Source organism: Mesorhizobium sp. M0587 (assembly GCF_040320945.1).
In the GTDB taxonomy this organism is placed as follows: domain Bacteria; phylum Pseudomonadota; class Alphaproteobacteria; order Rhizobiales; family Rhizobiaceae; genus Mesorhizobium.
Genome location: NZ_JAMYQP010000003.1, coordinates 50,497 through 72,594 on the forward strand (window position 1 = coordinate 50,497; position 22,098 = coordinate 72,594).

The following is a 22,098-nucleotide window of genomic DNA, read 5'->3' on the forward strand; positions in this document are numbered from 1 at the left end:
GGTATTCCTCCCAGTGGGGTCACAAACACCGGACGGAACCTCCATTCCGCCCGCCGACGCCGCAGGACTGTGACTCAGTCGGAAAGGAACCGCAACCTTTCGAAGAGCCTTCCAAAGCGCTTTGGCTTTTCTGATCTCGCCATTGAATCACTCGGGAGTCAAGAGGCGCTCGGGTTAATCGATTTAATTCCAGGCATTTGGTGCTCGAAAATGTGCGCTGCAGCACGTTTTTTCGGCGGTGCAGCAGAAATTCTTGTTTCAAACCCGTCCCGTCCGCGCTTATGGTCGCTGCTGGATGAGCGCGCCTTTGTGGCGCTTGGGTCGATTCAACTTAAAAGCGCTTTGGGGCGTGGAGGCCTCTCGTGAACCTCAAGCAGCTCGCGCATATGCTGGCGCTTTCGCAGACCACGGTAAGCCGTGCGCTGAACGGCTATCCCGAGGTCAACGAGGAAACCCGCCGGCGGGTGATGGACGCCGCCAAGCGCCACGGCTACCGCCCCAATCCGAGCGCGCGCCGGCTGGCGACCGGCAAGACCGGAATGATCGGCTATGTCCTGCCGACGGGAGCCGCCGTCGACATCGATCCGCACTTCGTCGAGTTTCTGTCCGGCCTTGGCGATTATGCCCGCGCGCACGAACTCGACCTGGTGCTGTCGCCGGCCGACGCCGACGACCAGGAGACCACCTACCGGCGCATCGTCGCCAACCGGCAGGTCGACGCCGTCTACATCTCCTCGCCAAAACCCGAGGACCGGCGCGTGGCGCTGGTCAACACGCTCGGCATTCCCTTCATCGTCCATGGCCGCAGCGAAGGCTTCGATTTCGACTATCCCTATCTCGACATAGACAATGAGGGTGCCTTCCACGAGGCGGCCAGGCTTCTGATCCAGCTTGGCCACCGGCGGCTGGCGTTGATCAACGGCGACGACCGCGAGACCTTCGCCGTCCATCGCGAGCGCGGCGTGCGCCGGGCGCTGGCCGCAAGCGGGATGACGCTGGGCGAACATCATGTCTGCTCGGTGGTCATGACCGAAGAGAATGGCTATCGCGCCACCAGGCGTTTGCTGGAGGCGAGCGACGCCCCGACGGCGATCGCCTGTTCCAGCCTGATCATGGCATTGGGCGTCGTGCGCGCGGTGCGCGACCTCGGCCTGGCCATTCCCGGCGACGTGTCGCTGATCGCCCATGACGACGTCTTTCCCTGGCTGAGGCCGGAGAATTTTTCGGTGCCGCTGTCGACGACGCGCTCGTCCATCCGCCTTGCCGGCGCGCGCATCGCCGAGCGGCTGGCGGCACGGATCTCCGGACTGGAGGAGGGCGCCCGCAGCGAGGTCTGGCCGGTCGACCTGGTGGTCAGGGGTTCGGTGGCAGGTGCGCCTGCCTAAGGCAATTCCAGGAAAAATGTGAAACGGTTTCCCCGCAAAAGCGCGTAGCGCTTTCCCCAGCAAATTGCCTAGAATGAAGGGATAGAGCGTTCGGCGCTTCCGTGAAACGGTGAGCCGCTTGGGATCAAACCCATTTGTCGTCTCAGTCCGTGGATTTGAGATGATCGATGAAGGCGCGCAGTTTCGGCAGGACCTGGCGCTTGCCGGGATGATAGAGATAGACGCCCGGCGTCGTGGTGGCGATGTGATCCAGCACCGCCTTGAGTTTTCCTTCGGCTATCGGGCCTTCGGCGACAGGTCGAGGCGTCTGCGCCAGCCCGACGCCTTGCATCGCGGCCCCCAGCAATGTCGGATAGTCGTGCGCGATCAGCGGGCCTGACACCATCGCCTCGATCGACCCGTTGCCGTCGACAAATGACCAGGGCGCTATGGCGCCGTTCGACCGGCGCAAGCGCAAGCAGGCGTGGTGGCGCAAATCGTCGACACGTTCGGGGTGGCCGTGGCGCTCCAGATAGTCCGGGCTGCCGACGACCACGAACGTGAAGGGCGGCGTCAGCCGCACCGCGACCATGTCGGGTGCGATGAACTGGCCGAGGCGGATGCCGGCGTCGAATCCGCCGGCCGCCAGATCGACCATCTCGTCGCTCGCGGCGATCTCCAGCTCGATCTCGGGATAGGTTCGGCAGAACGACGCGATCATCGGCTCCAGGATCAGCGGCACGACGGCGCGAGGTACGGACAGGCGCAGCAGGCCGGTCGGCCGTTGCCCGACGTCACGAGCGGCTTCGCCGGCCGCGACGATCTCCTCGAACGCAGGGCCGGCGCGGTCGAGGAACCGCTGGCCGGCCTCGGTCAGGCCAACGCTCCGCGTCGTGCGAGCAAACAGCGCCGCACCCATGCGCGCTTCCAGCGCACGCACCGCTTGACTCACCGCGGACGGCGTCACGCCGAGATCCGCGGCCGCACGACGGAAATTGCGGCGCTTGGCGACGGCCAGGAAAACCTCGACGCCTTCCAGCGCGCCGTGCCGGATTGTGTAGCTCTGCTTCATAGGTTGTTTCGATTACAGCGGATGGTCGAATTATGGAAGCGAGATTATGAATCGATGACGCTCCAACGCAGCGTGAAAAACAACCTCTTGAGAGGATGCCAGATGTCCACGGAAGTCCTGTTCCAGATCCAGCTTGTCCTAGGCTATGTCGCGTGGCTGCTTTGCTTCGGCGCTTACGGTCTGCCATGGCTGAACTCGATGGACGGGGTCGCGGCGCAACGCGCCATTGCCACCTTGCATAGCTTCCGCTTCTTCGGGCTAGTCTTCATCCTTCCGGGCGTCGTCGGCCCCGATCTGCCCGCTGGCTTCGCCGTATTCGCCGCTTATGGCGATTTCGCAACAGGAGTGTTGGCCATACTGGTGCTGCTCATGGTGAGGATACCTCGGCTCTTCTGGCCGCTCGTCGTGGCGTTTAATCTCGTGGGGACGGTCGATCTCATCGCCGCCTATTACCACGCCATCCAACTCGGTCTTCCTGCGCACGCGGAGCAGTTGGGCGCCGCCTATGCGATCCCGATCATCTACGTGCCGCTGCTGATGGTCACGCACATCGCCGCATTCTACCTTCTGGTACGGGCTGGGAAAAAACGTGACTTGCAGCAGGTCATTTCTTAGCCGCCCCAGCCGCCTTGATGTCTAGCAGCCCATAGCCGAAGTCGTTGTCACGCCCCTTTGGGCCGAGATCCCTAGCCGTTGCCGCCAAGGCTTTCTCGATATCGTCGGCCGAACGATCGGGCGCGGCATGGATGAGATTGGCGATGGCGCCGCTCACGATCGCCGCCGCGAACGAGGTGCCGGTGACGACGTCCGAGCCGGCGCCGCTTGGTGCCACCATCTCGACGCCGGGCGCCGAGATGAAGACATAGGCGCCACGATTGGCCTGCGGCATCAGCCCGTCCTTGGCGTCGGTGGCGGTCACAGCGATGACGCCGTCGAAGGCGGCCGGATAGCCGTAGGGCGCTTTCGGCCCGTTATTGCCGGCGGCGGCAACCAGCACCATGCCGAGCGCCCTTGCATTGCGGCAGGCGACCCCGAGCAGGTCGTTCTTCGGACCGACGAAGCTCATATTGATGATGCGCACGTCCTGCTCCGCCGCCCAGTCGAGCGCCGACAGGATGACGTCCATGGTAGACTTGCCGCCCTCGAACGCGCGGGCGTGATAGATCCTGGCGCCGGGCGCCATGCCCTCCAGCGCGCCGACACCGGCAATCAGCCCGTCGACCGAGGTGCCATGATCGCGTTTTTCGATCGGCACGCCGGGCATGGCGTCGAACTGTCCGGCGATGACGCCGGCCAGCGCCGGATTGGTGTCGTCTATGCCGGTATCGATCACCGCGATGCGGACGTCTTGCCCGCTGGCCGCCTTGGAATCGAGCGCTATGCGCTCGAACGCATAGTTGACGATGCCTGCGGCCTGCTGCAGCGAATAGACATGGTTGGCCTCGCGCCGCTGGGTGCGGCCGTCGGCGGCCAGTTGCGCCAGCACGACGCCAACGGGGCGGCCGTCGGGAATGCCGAAACGCGCCAAAGTGGTGCCAAGCAGCCGCGATTGGCGCTGCGAGCGCACTTCGAGGCCGAAGGAGGCAGCGATCTGCTGCACGGCGCCGGCATCGCCGTCGACGGTCACCAGCACCTCGTCGGGCACGAAATCGCCGACCACGGCGCGCAGCGGCTGAACGGCGATGAGATCGGTCGGCGAGACGGTCGGCCCGCCGACCGAGCTTCCGGGTTGCGAGGGCGCAGCCGGCGCCGGGTCCTGGCGTGGGGCGGGCGTCGGCAGGGGCACCGGACTTTGGGCCGGATTGGGGAAAAGATCGACGATCAGGGCAGGCAAAAAGACGGCGCCGGGCTGCGCCGCCCCCGGTCCGCCCTTCGCGTCACCGCCGCCCTCGGCGCAGTCCACTCCCGCTGCATTGCTTTCGTCGCGGCAATCGATTTTCGTCCGGTCGGGATTGGGATCTTCTGTCTGCGCCGATGCGGGCATGGCGGCGACTGTCATCGCCGCCGCAACAATTGCCGCAAATCGAATGGCCGCTTCAGCCGCCATCAGCAGGTTTCCTTCCCTCGATCACGGTCTCGGTGAAGGGCTGGGCGGCAATAAGGCCGATTTGCTTGGCATAGTCGGCCGCGTTTCCGGTGGGGATGCCAAGTCGGAACACGCCGTCGGCGGTCGGCCCGCCGATGATCTTCATCCCGTTGCCGCCTAGGAAAGCGGAAATGTCCGACATGTTGGCATCCGGTTTGAACTTCACCAGGGCGAACGGCATCTTCGCCAGATCGTCCTGCGCGCCGGCAATCTCGAAATCATTGCTCTTGCCGCCGGGCTGCACGAACGACTGGACCATGACCAGCGCCAGCAGCACCGCGGCCGCCGCCCAGGCGACGCCCACCGGCACCGCCATGAAGCGATCCCAGGCCTGCGCCAGCCAGGACGAGCCCGCAGGCGCCCGCGCCGGTCCGGCCTCGGCGTCGAACGCCTTGGCGAAACGGCTGAGCGCATCGGCCGGCGGGCGGATGACCTCGTTGGCGGCGGCGGTGCTCGAGAATTCGGCTTCCGCCTCGCCAAGGGCGGCAAGTGCAGCCGGATCGCTGGCCAGCCATTCCTCGACGGCTTCCAGCTCCGAACCTTCCAGCGAGCCGTTCAGGTAGAACGGAAGCAGCGTTTCCATTTCGTCGCGGCGCGACATTTTTTCAGCGGCGCTCATGGCCACCCCCTGTCGTATCCAGCGGCTTTCAACGCCTCGCCGAGTTTCTTGCGGGCGTAGAACATCCGGGTCTTGACGGTTGCGACAGGGATGCCGAGCACCTCGCCGATCTCTGTCACCGACTGTCCATGATAATAGGCAAGGTCGATCACCGTGCGATGTTCTTCCGGCAAAGCGTCGATGAGACGGCGCAAGGCTGCGGCCTTGTCCTCCTTCATGGTGACGACCTCGGGCGTGTCGGCGCTGTCGGGCACCGCGGCGGCCGCCTCGTCGTCGATCCAGTCTTCCTTCTTCTTGCGCAGCAGGGACAGCGCCTTGAACCGGGCGATGCCGAGCAGCCATGTCGAGACTTCGGACCGGCCCTCGAAGCTCGGCGCCTGGCGCCACAGTTCGAGAAACACTTCGTTGGCGATATCGTCAGCCATCATTTCCGATCCCGTCTGGCGTGCCACGAAGCGGTAGACCCGCGCGTGGTGACGCATGAACAGGAGCCGCACGGCGGCCCGGTCGCCTTTCGCGACCCGGTCGACAAGCGCGCGATCGGTCTCCATCGCCGCCGTCATGGCCGGTCGAGCCGCCTGGCTCCTGACTGCTCTGTCGCTGGTCGGTCCAAAAAGGTTCATCCTCCGCCAAGAAATTTGAAAGCTAACCGAAGAGCGGGGTGGTTGCCAGAGTGTCTCCCTTCTCCCCGCCCTAAACGGAGAGAAGGTGCCGGTCCCCCTCCGCAGCTGCTGCGGAGGACGGGCAGGCGGATGAGGGGCGGCACCAGCGTTGCGCTACTCCATCACCCCAAAAACGGCTTCGCCTTCATCGTCGCGGGAATAGCCACCCCAAGGCGGCTCAGTACTGTCGGCGCGAGCTGCAGCTGGTCGAGCAGCGTGTCGGCCTGCGGTCCCTTGCCCGGGCCGAAATAATAGAGCGCGAAATCCTGCATCTCGTCGTCGTGGCCGCCATGATGGCCGCGGTCGGTCTGGCCATGATCGGCGGTGACGATGACCTCGTAGCCGGCTTCGATCCAGCGCGGCAGAAAGGCCGCCAGCATACCGTCCATCGCATAGACGGCATGGTCCATCTCGTGGCAGTCATGGCCGAAGCGGTGGCCCATCGAATCCAGCGTGCAGGTGTGCAGGATGCCGTAGTCGATGCCATGGCGTTTGGTCAGCATGGTCAGCGTCGCGAACAGGTCGACGTCGCTCGGCGTCATCTGGTTGCGGGCGTTGTAGCCGGTCATGGTGTGGAAGCGGCCATGCGTGATCGGCCCGCCTGGCTCGTCGAACTCCATGTCCTCGACCAGGTCGAACGGATAGGCGCGGAAGAATTCCGACCAGTAGGAGTGCGTCACGGCGCCTGTCTTGCCGCCGGCCTTGCTGACCTCGGAGAAGATATCGGGCTGCTCGACGCGGAACCGGTTCTCGTTGGACAAGATGCCATGCATCTGCGGCGACACGCCGGTGTGGATCGAAGCGTAACAGCAGGCGGAAGTCGACGGCAGCACCGAGCGCATCTTCCAGACCCGCGCCTCGCCGGATTGCACCCAGCCTTCGAGATTACCCATCAGCCGGCGCCAGTTCCTGTAAGGCACGCCGTCGAGGATGATCAGCAAAAGCTTGGACTTGAGCGCCATGGTTGGCCCCTCTGAGCTGTCGCCATGGATCGTCCGATGGCTGCCGCATCGATGAACTGATTGAATTGAAGAAGGACACGATCAGGCCTCTTCGTCGCGCATCAGTACCGCCAGGTCGCGGTAGATCGCCTTGCGGTAGTCGTCCCTGACCAGCCGGTAGCTAGTTTCCCGCGCTCTCCATGCGCCGTCCCTTGATGGCCTTTTCCAGCCAGCCGATCTCCATCTCGGGGACCGATGACAACAGGAGATCGGTATAGGCGTCGAAAGGCGGGATCAGCACTTTGCTCTTGGAGCCGTAGCGGACCACCTCGCCGCGATACATCACCGCGATCGAATCGGCGATCGACTTCACCGTCGCCAGATCGTGGGTGATGAACAGATAGGCGACGCTTTCCTCCTGCTGCAGGTCGAGCAAAAGCTTCAATATGCCGTGCGCCACCAGCGGATCGAGTGCCGAGGTCACCTCGTCGCAGATGATCAGCTTGGGCTTGGCGGCGAGCGAACGGGCGATGCAGACACGCTGCTTCTGGCCGCCGGAAAGCTCCGCCGGGTAGCGGTCGATGAAGCCTTTGCCCATCTCGATCTTGTCGAGCAGTTCGGCGACGCGGGCATCGCGCTGCCTGCCCCGCATGCCGAAATAGAACTCCAGCGGCCTGCCGATGATGGTGCCGACGGTCTGGCGCGGGTTCATCGCCACGTCGGCCATCTGATAGATCATCTGCAGCTGGCGAAGGTCCTCCTTCGGCCGGTCGGCGAGCCGGTTGGCCAGCGGCCGCCCGTCGAAGGTGACGGTTCCTTGTTCTGGCGGCAACAGACCGGTGATGGCGCGCGCCAGCGTCGACTTGCCGGAGCCGGATTCGCCGACGACGGCCAATGTCTGGCCCGGGTAGATATCGACCGAGACGTTCTTCAGCACCTTGACGTGGCCGCCGCCATAAGCCGCGGTGACGTTCTTCACCGACAGGAACGGACTGGTACCCGGCTTCTGCTCGGCATGTTCGATCTCGTGCACCGACACCAGCGCGTTGGTGTATTCCTGGCGCGGCTCCTTGATGATCTGGCGGGTGCCGCCCCATTCGACCAGCCTGCCATGGCGAAGCACCATGATCTCGTCCGAAACCTGGGCGACCACGGCAAGGTCGTGGGTGATGTAGAGTGCCGCCACATGCGTGTCGCGGATGGCGTCCTTGATCGCCGCCAGTACGTCGATCTGCGTCGTCACGTCGAGCGCGGTGGTCGGTTCGTCGAAGACGATGAGGTCCGGCTCGGAACACAGCGCCATCGCCGTCATCACGCGCTGCAGCTGGCCGCCCGAGACCTGGTGCGGAAACCGCTCGCCGATAGTTTCCGGGTTCGGCAGGCTGAGCTTCTTGAACAGCGCGACCGCGCGCTTCTCGGCCTCGGCCCGCGTTGCCGTGCCGTGCAGCAAGGTGGCTTCCACCACCTGGTCCATCAGCCTGTGCGCCGGGTTGAAGGCGGCGGCCGCCGACTGCGCGACATAGCAGACCTCGCGGCCGCGCAATTTGCGAAAACCTTGCTTGCCGCCCTTGAGGATGTCGCGGCCGTTGAGGATCACCTCGCCGCCGGTGATGCGCACGCCGCCGCGGCCATAGCCCATCGCCGACAGGCCGATGGTCGATTTGCCGGCGCCGGATTCGCCGATCAGGCCGAGCACCTTGCCTTTCTCCAGCGTCAGCGAGACGTCGTGGACCAGCACGATGTTCTTCGGCGGCTCTCCGGGCGGATACACCGTGGCCTCGATGCGCAGGTTGCGGATGTCGAGCAGCACGCCCGGTTTCGCTTGCCCGGGCTTCGCTTTGCTGTCAGCCATCACCCGCGTCCTCCCTTCAGGCTCGTCGTGCGGTTGAGTATCCAGTCGGCGACCAGGTTGACCGAGATCGCTAGCGCCGCGATCGCCGCGGCCGGGATCAGCGCGGCGGCTATGCCGAACACGATGCCGTCCTTGTTTTCCTTGACCATGCCGCCCCAATCGGCATCCGGCGGCTGCACGCCCAGCCCCAGAAAGGACAGCGTCGACAGGAACAGCACGGCATAGATGAAGCGCAGGCCGAGTTCGGAGACCAGCGGCGACAGCGCATTGGGCAGGATCTCGCGGAAAATGATCCAACCGCTGCCTTCGCCGCGCAGTTTGGCGGCCTCGACATAGTCCATGACGTTGATGTCGACGGCGACGGCGCGCGACAGGCGATAGACGCGGGTCGAGTCGAGAATGCCCATGACCAGGATCAGCGTCACCAGGTTGGTCGGCAGAACGGAGAGCACGACCAAGCCCATGATCAGCGTCGGGATCGACATCAGGAGGTCGACAAGGCGCGACAGAAGCGTGTCGAACCAGCCGCCGAATACTGCCGCCGAGAAGCCGAGTATGGCGCCGAGCGAGAAGGACAACGCGGTGGCCAGCACCGCGATGAACAGGGTGATGCGGGCGCCGTAGATCATGCGCGATAACAGATCGCGGCCGAGATTGTCGGTGCCCAGCCAATGCATCGCCGACATGGGTTCCCAGACGTCGCCGACGATCTCGCCATTGTCATGCGGTGCGATCCATGGCGCGAAGACTGCCGCCAAGACGAACAGTGCCGTCAGTACGATGCCGATCAGCGCCGGGATGGGGATGCGTTTTATGTCGAGCATGACCGCCCCCTCACTTTGGATGCCGCAGGCGCGGATTGGCGACGATGGCAGCTATGTCCGCGATGATGTTGAGGCTGATGTAGACGGCGGCGAAGATCAGGCCGACCGCCTGCACCACCGGCACGTCGCGTTTGGTGACATGATCGACGAGATACTGTCCCATGCCGGGATAGACGAAGATCACCTCGACCACGACGACACCGACGATGAGATAGGCGAGGTTGAGCATGACGACGTTGATGATCGGCGCGATCGCATTGGGGAAGGCATGCTTGCGGATGACGTTGAACGCCGACAGGCCCTTCAGTTCCGCCGTCTCGACATAGGCCGACTGCATGACGTTGAGGATCGCGGCCCGCGTCATGCGCATCATATGCGCCAGCACCACCAGCGTCAGCGCGGCCGCAGGCAGGGCGATCGCCTGCATGCGCTCGCCGAACGGCATGCCGTCATAGACGGTCGAGATGCCCGGGAAGATCTGCCATTTCACGGCAAAGAAATAGACGAGCACATAACCGATGAAGAATTCGGGAAAGGAGGTCGACGCAAGCGCCAGTCCGGAGATCAGCTTGTCGACCCAGCCATTGCGGTAGCGCACTGCGATCAGGCCGAGGATGATCGCCAGCGGCACGGCGACGACCGCCGCCCAGAAAGCGAGAAAGAGCGTGTTCCACAGCCGGCCCTTGATCGACGTGGCGATGTCTTGGCCGCTCGACATCGCGGTGCCGAGATCGCCGGTCAGCACACCGCCGAGCCAGTGGAAATACCTGATATAGGCCGGATTGTTCAGCCCGAGCTGTTCACGCAGATTGGCGAGCGACTCCGGCGTCGCCGCTTGTCCGAGAATGGCTTGCGCGACGTCGCCGGGCAGGATTTGGGTGCCGGCGAAGATCAGGACCGATATGGCCAACAGAAGGAGGATGCCCAGCGCGATGCGCTGGGCAATTAGTTTCAGGATGGGTGAAGACATATCCGCAAAGCCGGACTCAGGCCTGCAGCCAGCACTTCGCGAGGGCGTAGCCGTTCATCAGTTCCTGGTGTGGATCGTCCACCCAGCCATCGACCTTGGCACCGGTCGCGTCGATGAATTGGTTGAACATCGGCAGGATCAGGCCGCCTTCGTCGCGTACCAGGACAGCCATGTCGTGGTACATCTGCTTGCGCTTGGCCTCATCGAGTTCGGCGCGGGCGGCCAGCACCATCTTGTCGAAGTCCGGACGCTTGAAGCGCGTGTCGTTCCAGTCAGCGGTCGACAGATAGGCTGTCGAGTACATCTGGTCCTGCGTCGAGCGACCGCCCCAGTAGGAGGCGCAGAAGGGCTGCTTGTTCCAGACCTCGTTCCAATAGCCGTCGCCGGGCTCGCGCTTGAGCTCGATCTTGATGCCTGCCTTTGCAGCGCTCTGCTGGAAGAGCTGGGAGGCGTCCACCGCGCCCGGGAAAGCGACGTCCGACGTCCTCAGCAGCACGGCGCCGTCGTGACCGGACTTCTTGTAATGGAACTTGGCCTTGTCGGGATCGTACTTGCGCTGCTCGATCTCGGTGAACAGCGGATAGGACGAATTGATCGGGAAGTCGTTGCCGAGCGAGCCGTAGCCGCGCAGCACCTTGTTCAGCATCTCCTCGCGGTCGATCGCCAGCTTCAGCGCCATCCTGAGGTCGTTGTTGTCGAACGGCGCCGTGTTGCAATGCATGATGAACACATAGTGGCCGGGACCGGCGTGATTGCGGATGGTAACGCCAGGCACACGCTTGATCAGGTCGACGATCTTCGGCTCGACGCGGTTGATCATGTTGACCTGACCGCCCTGCAGGGCCGCCGTGCGCGCCGTCGCATCGTTGATGACGATGATCTCGATCTGGTCGGCATGGCCCATCTTGTCGCCCTGCCAATAATTCGCGAAACGCTCGCCGCCGTGGCGCACGCCGGGCTCATTGGTGGTGACCTTATAGGGGCCGGCCGAGATGCCGGCATCGGCTTTGTCCTTGCCGCCGTTGGGCTGCACGATCAGGTGGTAATCGCTGAGCAGGTAGGGAAGGTCGGCGTTGGCCTCCTTCAGCGTCAGCACCACTTCCTTGCCGTTGGCCTTGATGGTCTCGATGCCTTTCATGTAGCCGAGCGCGCCCGATTTCGACTTCTCGTCCGAATGGCGCTCCAGCGTGGCGGCCACGTCCTCGGCTGTCACCGTCTTGCCGTTGTGGAATTCGACCCCATCACGGATCTTCAGCGTCCAGACCTTGGCGTCGTCCGACGAGCCGATCTCCTCGGCGATGCGGTTCTCGAGCTTGCCCTCAGGCGACAGCTCGACGATCAGTTCGCCCCACATCTTGCCGAAGGCGAACGGCACCTGCGTCATGAACAGCGCGGGGTCGAGGCTGTTGGTGGATTCGCCGCCGACAAGGCCGGCCTTCAACGTGCCGCCCTTGACCGGTCCCGCCGCGCGTGCAGCACTTGAAAGCAGCGAGTTGGCGAAGGTCGCGGTGACGCCGAGCGCTGCCGCCCGACCGAGAAAATCACGACGGCTCAGTTTGCCGGACGCAACGCGCCGGCTAAGGAATTCCAGTTCGTTTGACATTTTGAGTTCCTCACTCTGTTGGTTCGACTCTGCGGTCGATTTTCTTGCTTCTTGTAAGGGGAATAATGACCGCAAGGGAAAGCGGTAAGCAAGACCGAATGCGACATGCCGTGGCGTAAATCGTACGTCGCAATTGGACCAACGGCTTCAGCACTCAAAGAAACGCACGCGGAATCTTTTCTTCGAAAATGCGCTCAAAAACGAGCGTTTCGCCCTCGAAGGCTTCGATTCTGGCACTGACGATGAAGTTTTGCACATCCGATCGCATTTCGGCGGTTGTTTCGGTGCGCACGGACCATCCATTTCGCGACAGGGTCTGCGTCCAGTGCGTCTTTCCCGTGGCTGACAACGGATCGTCGGGATGGATCGTCCAGATCTCGCGCGCGATGCTGCCATTGGCCAGCCCATGGTCGAGATCACGCACTTCGCCGAAATCATCCGTTATGGAAAGCGTCACTATTCCTGTCTTTTCGTCGCGATCGACGTGGCGTTCCGAACTGGCAGGCCGGATCGTTTTCGTCGCCCAGGGAGTGGCGCCTTCGGGCTCGGCGAACGTCGCTTCGTCGCCTGTCGCCATGGGCCGCAGCGGCAGAGCTAGAGTCGCTGTCGACAGGGTGAGTTGGACTGGCTCCGGCGAGGGCCAGATCATCGGCCAATAGGCATTCAACACGGCGATGCGCAGGCGGTGGCCGGCCGGCACGCGGTAAGCGCATTGGTCGAGCACCACGCGCGCCGATATGGTTTCGCCGGGCACCAGGGCTTGCGGGAATTCATGCGAGTTGCGGTGTGTCAGGTTGAGCACGCCGTAGGAAATCAGTTCCGAGGCGCCATCGGGGTGCACGTCGCAGAGCCGGACCGCAATGTTGGCCTGCGGGCGGTCGGAGGAGACCCGCACCTCGACTTCCGGCGCGCCGACGATGTCGATCGCTTCAGTGAGTTCCGGCTGGTCGAAACAAACCGACAGCGCATCGTCGGGGCGCTGGTCGCCCGGCAGTTCGGGGCCGAAGGTGAACGGGAAATACTCGCCGCCGGCCAGCCCACAATTCTGCGGCGAGGCGACGATGGCGGGCTTGCCGCCTGCCGGGATCAATTCGATCGCTTGCGCCTTGATGTGGGGTGACGGCCACTCCTGCTCCGCCACCCAACGGCCCGGCCGCTCCGGGTGCCAGCGAGCAGGACGCACGCTGTCCATCACATAGGCACGGTAGGCAGGATCGGCCTCGACGCCGGTGTCGATACCTTTCAACCAGCGGTCCCACCAGCGCAGCGCTTCCTGCAGAAAGCCGATGGCGGGCTTGGGCGCCGCATAATGGGGGTATTTGTGGATCCAGGGGCCGACGATGCCCTTGACCGGTGCACCGATGTTGCTGACGAGATGCGAGATGGTGTTGCGGTAGCCGTCATGCCAGCCGCCGATCGACAGCACGGCGGCCTTGACGGCGGAAAAATCCTCGCAGATCGAGCCGCGTTTCCAATAGGCGTCGCGGTGCTGGTGGCTGAGCCAGAGTGGAGCCAGAAAAGTCTGGTTCTCCAGCCGGTTGAGCCACAGGTCGCGCCAACGGTTGTCGCCGGCAATCAGCGGGTCCGGCGGTCGTGACGAATAGGACAGCATCGTCGAGGCCCAGCCGAAATTCTCGATCAGCAGGCAGCCGCCCTTGTAATGGATGTCGTCGGCATAGCGGTCTACCGTCGAGCACAGGCTGATCACCGCCTTCAGCGCCGGCGGCTGCTTGGCCGCCACCTGCAGGCAGTTGAAGCCTCCCCAGGAGATGCCCATCATGCCGACATTGCCGTTGCACCAGGGCTGGCTTGCAGCCCAGGCAATCACGTCGCAGGCGTCCTGCAATTCCTGCTCGGAATATTCGTCGTCCATCAGCCCTTCGGAATCGCCGTTGCCCCGCATGTCGACGCGGATCGCGGCGTAGCCGTGGCCGGCGAAATAGGGATGCGTCAGCTGATCGCGAAAGATGGTGCCGTCGCGCTTGCGATAGGGCAGGTGCTCGAGAATGACGGGCACCGGGTCGTCGCCGGCATCCTCCGGCATCCACACCCGCGCCGACAGCCGGCAGCCGTCGGGCATGACGATGCCCATGTCCGGGAATTCGACGACCTTGCGGGGAAATTCGGTGACGGTTTTCATGGTCAGCATAACGCCCCGCGGCAACGCCACTTTCAATCGCCATTCGCGACTGGAGCAGCGAAAAATGCGACCTGTGCCCAGTCCGCTCCACACCCTCAATTCAGCGGAATGTCGTTGTCGGCCTTGCTCTCCTGATAGGCCTCAGACAATTCATCGTAGCGCGCCGAAATCCTGCCGATGCGTGCTTCCAGCCGTTGGCGCTCGGCCTCGGGCAGCGCCCGCACCAGCCGGCGGATCGAAAAGCTCTTCCAATAGGCGTTCTCGGCATTGTAGCCGCCGGGATCGAGAGTGAAGACCTCTTTCAGGATCTTCAGATCGTGCGGGATGGCGAAGCTGTCGCGCGAATCCTCGTGGCTGAACAGATAGTAGAAATTGTCGAAGCCGGTCCAGGTGATCGCCGACAGGCAGAGCGAGCAGGGTTCGTGTGTGGCGAGAAAAATGGCGTCAGCAGTGTCGACGCGCTCCGCCTTAGGCATTTCGTAGAAGCGTTTCAGGCAATGCACCTCACCGTGCCAGAGCGGGTTCTCCATCTCGTTGTTGGTTTCGGCCAGCACCAGCGAACGGTCGTCCTTGCGCAGGATCGCCGCGCCGAACAGCTTGTTGCCGAGGGCGACACCATCGGCCGTTTTCGGCACGATGTCGTGCTCGATCACATCGAGCAGGCGGTCGATCAGCGAAATGTCGGTCATGACCGGGTCTCGTCGGAGAGATGGATCTCGTAGGGGTGCGAGAAATGGAACTCCTCGAGATTGGAGCCGTCGCCGCCACGGTCGACGATCACAAAATCCTGAGGCTCGCCGAGCGGCATCAGCACGCCGTGCCAGAGATTGCGGCGATAATTTATCCCTTGTCCGGGCGCAGTGATGAAGGCATGCGGGTCGCCCGGCCCCTCGGCGCCATCATGGCAGACGACGACCAGGAACGGCCGCGGCGATAGCGGGATGAAGGCCTGGCTGCCGAAGGGGTGCCGCTCGACCATCGTCAGATTCAGCGGCAAATCGTATGGCGTGCCGCGCACCATCGAGATCAGCACGCGCCCGTTCGGCCCCGTCGCTTCGGCGGTGGCGAGATCGTGGTAGCGCTCAGCCTTGCCGCCATTGATCGGGTAGTGGTTGTCGCCGCTCATGTCGATGACGTCGCCGAATGCGGCAAAGCTCTCGCGGGTCAGCGGCCGCGCGACGATGCGGGTCACGGCGCCCGCCTTGCGATGCCGGCGCCGCCGAGCTTGGCGTGGCGGTTGACGTCCTTGTAGAGCAAATAGCGGAATTTTCCCGGGCCGCCGGCATAGCAGGCCTGCGGGCAGAAGGCGCGTAGCCACATATAATCGCCGGCCTCGACCTCGACCCAGTCCTGGTTGAGCCGATAAACCGCCTTGCCCTCCAACACGTAGAGGCCGTGCTCCATGACATGGGTCTCGGCGAAAGGAATGACGGCGCCCGGCTCGAGCGTAACAATGGTCATGTGCATGTCGTGGCGCATATCGTTCGGATCGACGAAACGCGTCGTCGCCCAGCGGCCCTCGGTACCGGGCATCGGTGACGGTGCGATCTCCTGTTCGTTGGTGAAGAAGGCTTCAGGCGCTTCTATGCCGTCGACGGCTTCGTAAGCCTTGCGAATCCAGTGGAAGCGGACATCGGCCTTGCTTTCGTTGCGAACCGTCCAGCCGCTCGCCGGCGGCAGGAAGGCAAAGCCGCCCGGCCTTAGATTATGCTTTTTGCCGGCAACCAGGACCGTCAATTCGCCTTCGACCACGAACAGTGCGCCCTCGGCCCCTTCATCGGGCTCCGGCCGATCGCTGCCGCCACCGGGCGCGACCTCGACAATATATTGCGAAAACGTCTCGGCGAACCCGGACAACGGCCGCGACAGGATCCAGACGCGGGTCTTGTCCCAGAACGGCAGAGCGCTGGTGACGATGTCCTGCATCACGCCCTTGGGGATGACGGCATAGGCATCGGTGAAGACGGCGCGGCCTGTCAGCAGTTCGCTCTGTCCGGAATGGCCGCCTTGCGGCGCATAATAGGTTCGCTCGGGCATCCTGATCGTATCCATGGGTTCAAACCTATTGCGGTAACATATCCCTGAGGCGGAGCAGCGCGATGCGCTCGACCTGTTTGCAGGCGGTCTCGAATTCAACGCTGCGGCTGTTGCCGATGCGCGCCTCGAATTCTGCCAGGATCGCCTCCTTAGTCTTGCCCTTCACCGCGATGATGAAGGGGAAGCCGAAAGTGGTGACGTAGGCGGCGTTGAGCTTGGAGAACAGTTCGCGCTCCTTGTCGGTTAACGCGTCGAGGCCGGCCGAGGCCTGTTCCCGGGTCGATTCCGCCGTCAGCCGCCTGGCGCTGGCCAGCTTGCCGGCAAGGTCGGGATGGGCGTTGAGCACGCCGAGCCGTTCGGTCTCGCTGGCGGAGCGGAAGACGCGGCAGAGCGCATTGTGCAGGCCACCCGAACTGTCGTGCGCCGGGCCCAGTTCCAGCTCATAGGCGCGTTCGGCGATCCACGGCGAATGCTCGAAAACGCCGCCGAACGTGTGGACGAACGTCTCGAACTCCATCTTCGAGGGCCTGAGCGCCGGCGGCTGGTAGGGATGGTTCTCTTGCCAATGGTGGGCGATGTCGATGCGTCGCGCGAGCCAGACCCTGTCGTGCGACTTCACATAATCGACGAAGCGCTTCAGCGCCGCCACGCGGCCCGGGCGCCCGACCAGCCGGCAATGCAGGCCGATGTTCATCATGCGCGGCCGGCCTGCCTTGCCTTCGGCGTACAGCGTGTCGAAACTGTCTTTCAGGTAGGCAAAGAACTGGTCCCCCGAGTTGAAACCTTGCGGCGTGGCGAAGCGCATGTCGTTGGCGTCGAGCGTGTAGGGGATGATGAGCTGGCTGCCGCCGGCATGCTCGAACCAATAGGGCAGTTCGTCGTCATAGGTATCAGACACGTAGTCGAAGCCGCCTTCTTCGGCCACCAGACGCACCGTGTTGACCGAAGTGCGGCCCGTGTACCAGCCGGTCGGGCGCTCGCCGGTCACTTCGTAATGCAGGCGGATCGCCGCTTCGAGATCACGGCGTTCGTCCTCGGGGCTGTGGTCCCGGTAGTCGATCCATCTTAGCCCATGCGAGGCTATTTCCCAGCCGGCTTCCTGCATCGCGGCGACCTGGTCTGGCGAGCGCGCAAGCGCGGTGGCAACGCCATAACAGGTCACCGGCACCTCGGCCTCGCTGAACAGGCGATGGAGTCGCCAGAAGCCGGCGCGGGCGCCGTATTCGTAGATCGATTCCATGTTCCAGTGGCGCTGGCCTACCCAGGGCGCGGCGCCGACGATCTCCGACAGGAAGGCCTCAGAGGCCTTGTCGCCATGCAGCACGCAGTTCTCGCCGCCCTCTTCGTAGTTGACGACGAATTGTACGGCGACATGCGCACCGCCAGGCCATTTCGGATCCGGCGGATTGGCTCCGTAGCCGCGCATGTCCCTGGTGTAACGCATCGTCTCTCCCGCCGGGCATCGCCCCCAATTTTGATCAGGATATCGAAAGGAACGCTCGCGCATTCCCCCGAAAATTTTTGAAAGTGTTTTTGTCGCACTCCGCTCGACCGGGACTTATGCATCGCCTTTAATTGGCGCACAATTCATCAGTGTTGTTCACTGTAGCGGGCAGTTCATTCGTATTGGACCAGTTCGTTCGCATTGGAATGGGAGGCGGCCAATGGCAGAAACGTCGAAAGCCGATGGCGGGCGCCTGACGACCCATGTTTTGGACACGGCGACCGGCAAGCCGGCGGCCGGCCTGTCGATCGCGCTGTATCGCCTCGATGGCCATGCGCGGACACATCTGAAGACCGTCGTCACCAATGCCGATGGCCGTTGCGACGCGCCGTTGCTGGCGGGAGGCGAGTTCCGCATCGGCGAGTACGAACTGGTATTTGCCGCCGGCGACTATCTGCGAGGTTTGGGAACGGATTTGCCGGAGCCGGCCTTTCTCGACAGTGTGCCGATCCGCTTCGGCATGGCCGAGCCGGTGCACTATCACGTACCGCTGCTCGTTTCGCCCTATGGCTATTCGACGTACAGGGGGAGCTGAGGCATGGCCAAGGTCAAGATCCGTAACGACATCCGCTTCATTCTCAATGGTGGGGACGTCGTGCTTTCGTCGGTGGCCCCGGATGCGACCTTGCTCGACTGGCTGCGGCTCGACCGCTCGCTGCGCGGCACAAAGGAAGGCTGCGCCGAGGGCGATTGCGGCGCCTGCACCGTGCTGGTCGGCAAGCTCTCGGCCGGTGGCGGGCTGGTCTATGAAAGCGTCAACGCCTGCATTCGCTTCCTGGGTTCGCTCGACGGCACCCATGTCGTCACCGTCGAGCATCTGCGTGGCGAGCCAGGCCAGTTGCACCCGGTGCAGCAGGCGATGGTCGATTTCCACGGCTCGCAATGCGGTTTCTGCACGCCGGGCTTCATCATGTCGCTTTACGGTCTGTGGATGAAATCACCAGATCCGTCGAACGAGGCGATAGAAAAAGCCTTGCAAGGCAATCTCTGCCGCTGCACCGGCTATGAGGCAATCATGCGCGCCGCCCGCGCCATTTCCAGCTACGGGAACGCGGCGAAGGACCCGCTGGCCGCGGAGCGCAAGGCGATCACGGCCAGGCTCGAGGCCATGCATGACGGCGCCCGTGTCGAGATCGGCACCGGCAAGGCGCGGTTCGTCGTGCCGGCTGACGTTGATGATTTCGCCGCCGTGCTGGAGAAGGAACCTGGCGCCACCATCGTTGCCGGCTCGACCGACGTCGGCCTGTGGGTGACCAAGCATATGCGCGACATCTCGCCGGTGATCTTCATCGGCGATCTCGACGGGCTTTGCACCATTTCCGAAGACAAGGACGTCATCACCATCGGCGCCGGCGTTACTTACTCCGAAACCTTCTCGACGCTCGCCAAACGCATCCCGGCGCTGGGACCGTTGTTCGATCGCATCGGCGGCGAACAGGTGCGCAACATGGGCACCATCGGCGGCAACATCGCCAATGGCTCACCGATAGGCGACACGCCGCCGCCGATGATTGCACTAGGCGCACGGCTGACACTGCGCAAGGGCAACAAGCGGCGCACGATCCCGCTGGAAACCTTCTTCATCGCCTATGGCAAGCAGGACCGGCAGCCTGGCGAATTCGTCGAGGCCGTTCATGTACCTGTACCGGCAAACGAAACGAAGTTCGCCGTCTACAAGATCACCAAGCGGCGCGACGAAGACATCACGGCGGCGCTCGGCGCCTTTTTCCTGACCTTGGCCAAGGACGGCACGGTCGCGGACATCCGGATCGCCTATGGCGGCATGGCGGCAACGCCGAAGCGGGCTGCGGCCGTCGAAAAAGCGCTGCTCGGCAAGCCGTGGAGCGAACAGACGGTTGAAGCGGCGATGGCAGAGTATCCCAAGGATTTCACGCCCCTCACCGATATGCGGGCTTCGGCGGAGTACCGGGCGCTGGCGGCGCGCAACCTTTTGCTGCGCTTCTTCGCCGAGACCAGCGGCTCGAAAGAGCCGATCCAGGTTTCAAGGCACGAGGCGGCGTGATGAACAAGCACGCCACGTCAAACCTCAAGGCTGAAAAGATCGCCGGCGGTGTCGCCACCGACCAGCGCCATGATTCCGCGCATAAGCATGTCAGCGGCACGGCGGTCTATATCGACGACATGCCGGAACCGGCAGGCACGCTGCATGGGTGCCTCGGGCTTTCGACTGCAACGCATGCCACGATCGTCAAGATGGACCTGTCGGCGGTGCGTACTGCCGCCGGCGTCGTTGATGTGCTGACGGCAAAGGATGTTCCTGGCGAAAACGACATTTCGCCGACCGGCCGTCACGACGAGCCGGTGCTGGCCGACGACAAGGTGCAGTTCCACGGTCAGCCGATCTTCTGCGTCATTGCCGAAACCCGCGAGCAGGCACGCCGCGCCACCAGACTGGCCCGGGTCGAATACAAGGAATTGCCTTTCGTCACCGATATTGGCGAGCTTGATCCGAAGGAGCACAAGCTCGTCACGCCGCCTCTGACCCTGAAGCGCGGCGATGCGGCCGCTGCGATCAAGGCAGCGCCGCGCCGGCTGAAAGGAAAAATGCGCATCGGTGGCCAGGAGCATTTCTATCTCGAAGGCCACATTGCCATGGCCGTACCCGGCGAGGACCAGGACGTCACCATCTATTCCTCGACCCAGCATCCGAGCGAAATCCAGCACATGGTCAGCCATGCGCTCGGCGTGCCGAGCAACGCCGTCACGGTGGAAATCCGCCGCATGGGTGGCGGCTTCGGCGGCAAGGAAACGCAAGGCAATCAGTTTGCGGCATTGGCAGCGATCGCCGCCAAGAAGCACCATCGCGCGGTAAAAATCCGTCCCGACCGCGACGACGACATGATCGCCACCGGCAAGCGACACGATTTCCTCGTCGACTACGAAGTCGGCTTCGACGATGACGGCAATGTTCTCGGCGTCGATTTCATGTTCGCGGCGCGCTGCGGTTTCTCGGCGGATCTGTCCGGACCCGTCACCGACCGCGCTCTGTTCCATTGCGACAACACCTATTTCTGGCCGGCGGTGCATGCGCAATCGGCGCCGCTCTACACCAACACCGTGTCGAACACCGCTTTCCGTGGTTTCGGCGGCCCGCAAGGCATGGTCGGCGCCGAACGCGTCATCGATGAGGTTGCCTTTGCCGTCGGCAAGGATCCGCTCGAAATCCGTAAAAAGAATTTTTACGGCACCAGCGACCGTAACGTCACGCCCTACCACCAGACGGTCGAGGACAACATCATCCACCGCATTGTCGCCGAACTGGAGCAGAGCGCCAGCTACGCGCGGCGGCGGCGCGAGATATCGGCCTTTAACGCCAACAGCCGTTTCATCAAGCGCGGCCTGGCGCTGACGCCGGTCAAGTTCGGCATTTCGTTCACCGCCACGCATTACAATCAGGCCGGTGCGCTGGTGCATGTCTATACCGATGGTTCGGTCCATCTGAACCATGGCGGCACCGAGATGGGCCAAGGCCTTTATGTCAAGGTCGCGCAGGTGGTGGCGGAAGAGTTCCAGATCGACCTCGACCACGTGAAGATCACCGCGACCACCACCGGCAAGGTGCCGAACACCTCCGCCACGGCAGCCTCGTCCGGCACCGATCTCAACGGCATGGCGGCACGGAACGGTGCACGGCAAATCAAGGACCGGCTCATCGACTTCGCCGCCGAGAGATACCAGGTGCCGCGCGACCAGGTGCTGTTCCTGCCCAACCGGGTCCGCATCGGCAATCAGGAGATTGCCTTCGCCGACCTCGTCAAGCAGGCCTATATGGCGCGCATTCAGCTCTCGGCGGCCGGTTTCTACAAGACGCCGAAAATCCACTGGGATCGCGACAAGGGCGAAGGCCGTCCCTTCTACTATTTCGCCTATGGCGCCTCGTGCTCTGAAGTCTCGGTCGACACGCTGACGGGCGAATACATGGTCGAGCGCACCGACATCCTGCACGAGACCGGCCGCTCGCTGAACCGCGCCATCGACCTCGGCCAGGTCGAGGGTGGCTTCATCCAGGGGATGGGCTGGCTGACGACGGAGGAATTGTGGTGGGACACCAAAGGGCAGCTGCGCACACATGCGCCGTCGACCTACAAAATCCCGCTTGCCTCCGACCGGCCGAAAATTTTCAACGTGACGCTGGCCGACTGGTCGGAAGCGGGCGAGCCGACGATCCACCGCTCCAAGGCGGTCGGCGAGCCGCCATTCCCGCTGGCAATGTCCGTGCTGCATGCATTGTCGGACGCGGTGGCAAGCGTCGCCGATCACAGGATCTGCCCGCGTCTCGATGCCCCGGCAACGCCGGAGCGGGTGCTGATGGCGATCGAGCGCCTGAAAGCCGAGGCCTGAGTCCGGCAAAACGTGCAAACCGGGCTGAGAAACTCTATATTTCCCGCACGGGAATGCGAATG

At 63.5% G+C, this 22,098-nt stretch carries 20 protein-coding genes; 6 read left to right on the forward strand and 14 right to left on the reverse strand.

Features of this window, described 5'->3' with window-relative positions; genetic code table 11:
* Positions 1-69 precede the first annotated feature (69 nt).
* Entirely contained in the window at positions 70-366 is a 297-nt protein-coding gene (locus NKI49_RS03575; RefSeq protein ID WP_352695533.1) for a hypothetical protein, read from the forward strand.
* Complete coding sequence (locus NKI49_RS03580) at positions 363-1,385, forward strand: LacI family DNA-binding transcriptional regulator (protein WP_352599852.1); 1,023 nt, start codon at positions 363-365, stop codon at positions 1,383-1,385. Before NKI49_RS03575 ends, NKI49_RS03580 begins: the two co-directional genes overlap by 4 nt.
* Before the next feature lie 142 nt (positions 1,386-1,527).
* Here the strand turns inward: NKI49_RS03580 and NKI49_RS03585 are convergent, their stop codons facing one another.
* Positions 1,528-2,436, reverse strand: coding sequence for a LysR family transcriptional regulator (locus NKI49_RS03585; protein WP_352599854.1), 909 nt, complete (start codon positions 2,434-2,436; stop codon positions 1,528-1,530).
* Positions 2,437-2,538: 102 nt separating this feature from the next.
* On the opposite strand from NKI49_RS03585, the gene NKI49_RS03590 reads away from it, so the two are divergent.
* On the forward strand, positions 2,539-3,051 hold the full coding sequence (locus NKI49_RS03590) for a DUF8737 domain-containing protein (RefSeq protein ID WP_352600136.1): 513 nt from the start codon (positions 2,539-2,541) through the stop codon (positions 3,049-3,051).
* Here the strand turns inward: NKI49_RS03590 and NKI49_RS03595 are convergent.
* The 13 genes from NKI49_RS03595 to puuE all read right to left on the reverse strand — a co-directional run bounded on the left by NKI49_RS03595 (position 3,041) and on the right by puuE (position 17,614).
* Positions 3,041-4,483, reverse strand: coding sequence for a S8 family serine peptidase (locus NKI49_RS03595; RefSeq protein ID WP_352599856.1), 1,443 nt, complete (start codon positions 4,481-4,483; stop codon positions 3,041-3,043). The two genes, NKI49_RS03590 and NKI49_RS03595, sit on opposite strands and share 11 nt — an antisense overlap.
* Positions 4,473-5,141 (reverse strand): anti-sigma factor, encoded by a 669-nt coding sequence (locus tag NKI49_RS03600; RefSeq protein ID WP_352599858.1) that lies wholly within the window; start codon positions 5,139-5,141, stop codon positions 4,473-4,475. The genes NKI49_RS03595 and NKI49_RS03600 overlap by 11 nt, the downstream gene beginning before the upstream one ends.
* Positions 5,138-5,704 (reverse strand): sigma-70 family RNA polymerase sigma factor, encoded by a 567-nt coding sequence (locus tag NKI49_RS03605; protein ID WP_352599860.1) that lies wholly within the window; start codon positions 5,702-5,704, stop codon positions 5,138-5,140. Before NKI49_RS03605 ends, NKI49_RS03600 begins: the two co-directional genes overlap by 4 nt.
* A gap of 221 nt (positions 5,705-5,925) precedes the next feature.
* On the reverse strand, positions 5,926-6,765 hold the full coding sequence (locus NKI49_RS03610; protein ID WP_352599862.1) for an alkaline phosphatase family protein: 840 nt from the start codon (positions 6,763-6,765) through the stop codon (positions 5,926-5,928).
* Between the two features lie 160 nt (positions 6,766-6,925).
* On the reverse strand, positions 6,926-8,596 hold the full coding sequence (locus tag NKI49_RS03615) for an ABC transporter ATP-binding protein (protein WP_352599864.1): 1,671 nt from the start codon (positions 8,594-8,596) through the stop codon (positions 6,926-6,928).
* On the reverse strand, positions 8,596-9,420 hold the full coding sequence (locus tag NKI49_RS03620; RefSeq protein ID WP_352599866.1) for an ABC transporter permease: 825 nt from the start codon (positions 9,418-9,420) through the stop codon (positions 8,596-8,598). Before NKI49_RS03620 ends, NKI49_RS03615 begins: the two co-directional genes overlap by 1 nt.
* Before the next feature lie 10 nt (positions 9,421-9,430).
* Complete coding sequence (locus tag NKI49_RS03625) at positions 9,431-10,390, reverse strand: ABC transporter permease (RefSeq protein WP_352599868.1); 960 nt, start codon at positions 10,388-10,390, stop codon at positions 9,431-9,433.
* Positions 10,391-10,406: 16 nt separating this feature from the next.
* Positions 10,407-11,993, reverse strand: a complete 1,587-nt coding sequence (locus tag NKI49_RS03630) for an ABC transporter substrate-binding protein (protein WP_352599870.1) — start codon at positions 11,991-11,993, stop codon at positions 10,407-10,409.
* A gap of 154 nt (positions 11,994-12,147) precedes the next feature.
* Positions 12,148-14,133 (reverse strand): CocE/NonD family hydrolase, encoded by a 1,986-nt coding sequence (locus NKI49_RS03635; protein ID WP_352599872.1) that lies wholly within the window; start codon positions 14,131-14,133, stop codon positions 12,148-12,150.
* 95 nt (positions 14,134-14,228) lie between these two features.
* On the reverse strand, positions 14,229-14,822 hold the full coding sequence (locus NKI49_RS03640; protein WP_352599874.1) for a nucleoside deaminase: 594 nt from the start codon (positions 14,820-14,822) through the stop codon (positions 14,229-14,231).
* Positions 14,819-15,325 (reverse strand): ureidoglycolate lyase, encoded by a 507-nt coding sequence (locus tag NKI49_RS03645; RefSeq protein WP_352599876.1) that lies wholly within the window; start codon positions 15,323-15,325, stop codon positions 14,819-14,821. Before NKI49_RS03645 ends, NKI49_RS03640 begins: the two co-directional genes overlap by 4 nt.
* Positions 15,322-16,185, reverse strand: coding sequence for a bifunctional allantoicase/(S)-ureidoglycine aminohydrolase (locus NKI49_RS03650; protein WP_352599877.1), 864 nt, complete (start codon positions 16,183-16,185; stop codon positions 15,322-15,324). Before NKI49_RS03650 ends, NKI49_RS03645 begins: the two co-directional genes overlap by 4 nt.
* Before the next feature lie 10 nt (positions 16,186-16,195).
* Positions 16,196-17,614 carry an allantoinase PuuE gene (gene puuE / locus NKI49_RS03655; RefSeq protein ID WP_352599880.1) on the reverse strand — a complete coding sequence of 473 codons (1,419 nt, stop codon included), beginning with the start codon at positions 17,612-17,614 and terminating at the stop codon, positions 16,196-16,198.
* A 220-nt stretch (positions 17,615-17,834) separates the two neighbouring features.
* Between puuE and uraH the strand changes: the two genes are divergently transcribed.
* From uraH to xdhB, 3 genes are read left to right on the forward strand one after another with little or no spacing between them, the layout of a single operon-like run.
* A complete protein-coding gene (uraH, locus tag NKI49_RS03660) occupies positions 17,835-18,209 on the forward strand; it encodes a hydroxyisourate hydrolase (protein WP_352599882.1) in 375 nt (124 codons plus the stop codon).
* Positions 18,210-18,212: 3 nt separating this feature from the next.
* A complete protein-coding gene (gene xdhA / locus NKI49_RS03665; protein ID WP_352599884.1) occupies positions 18,213-19,697 on the forward strand; it encodes a xanthine dehydrogenase small subunit in 1,485 nt (494 codons plus the stop codon).
* Positions 19,697-22,036 (forward strand): xanthine dehydrogenase molybdopterin binding subunit, encoded by a 2,340-nt coding sequence (gene xdhB, locus NKI49_RS03670; protein ID WP_352599886.1) that lies wholly within the window; start codon positions 19,697-19,699, stop codon positions 22,034-22,036. Before xdhA ends, xdhB begins: the two co-directional genes overlap by 1 nt.
* Positions 22,037-22,098: the final 62 nt, after the last annotated feature.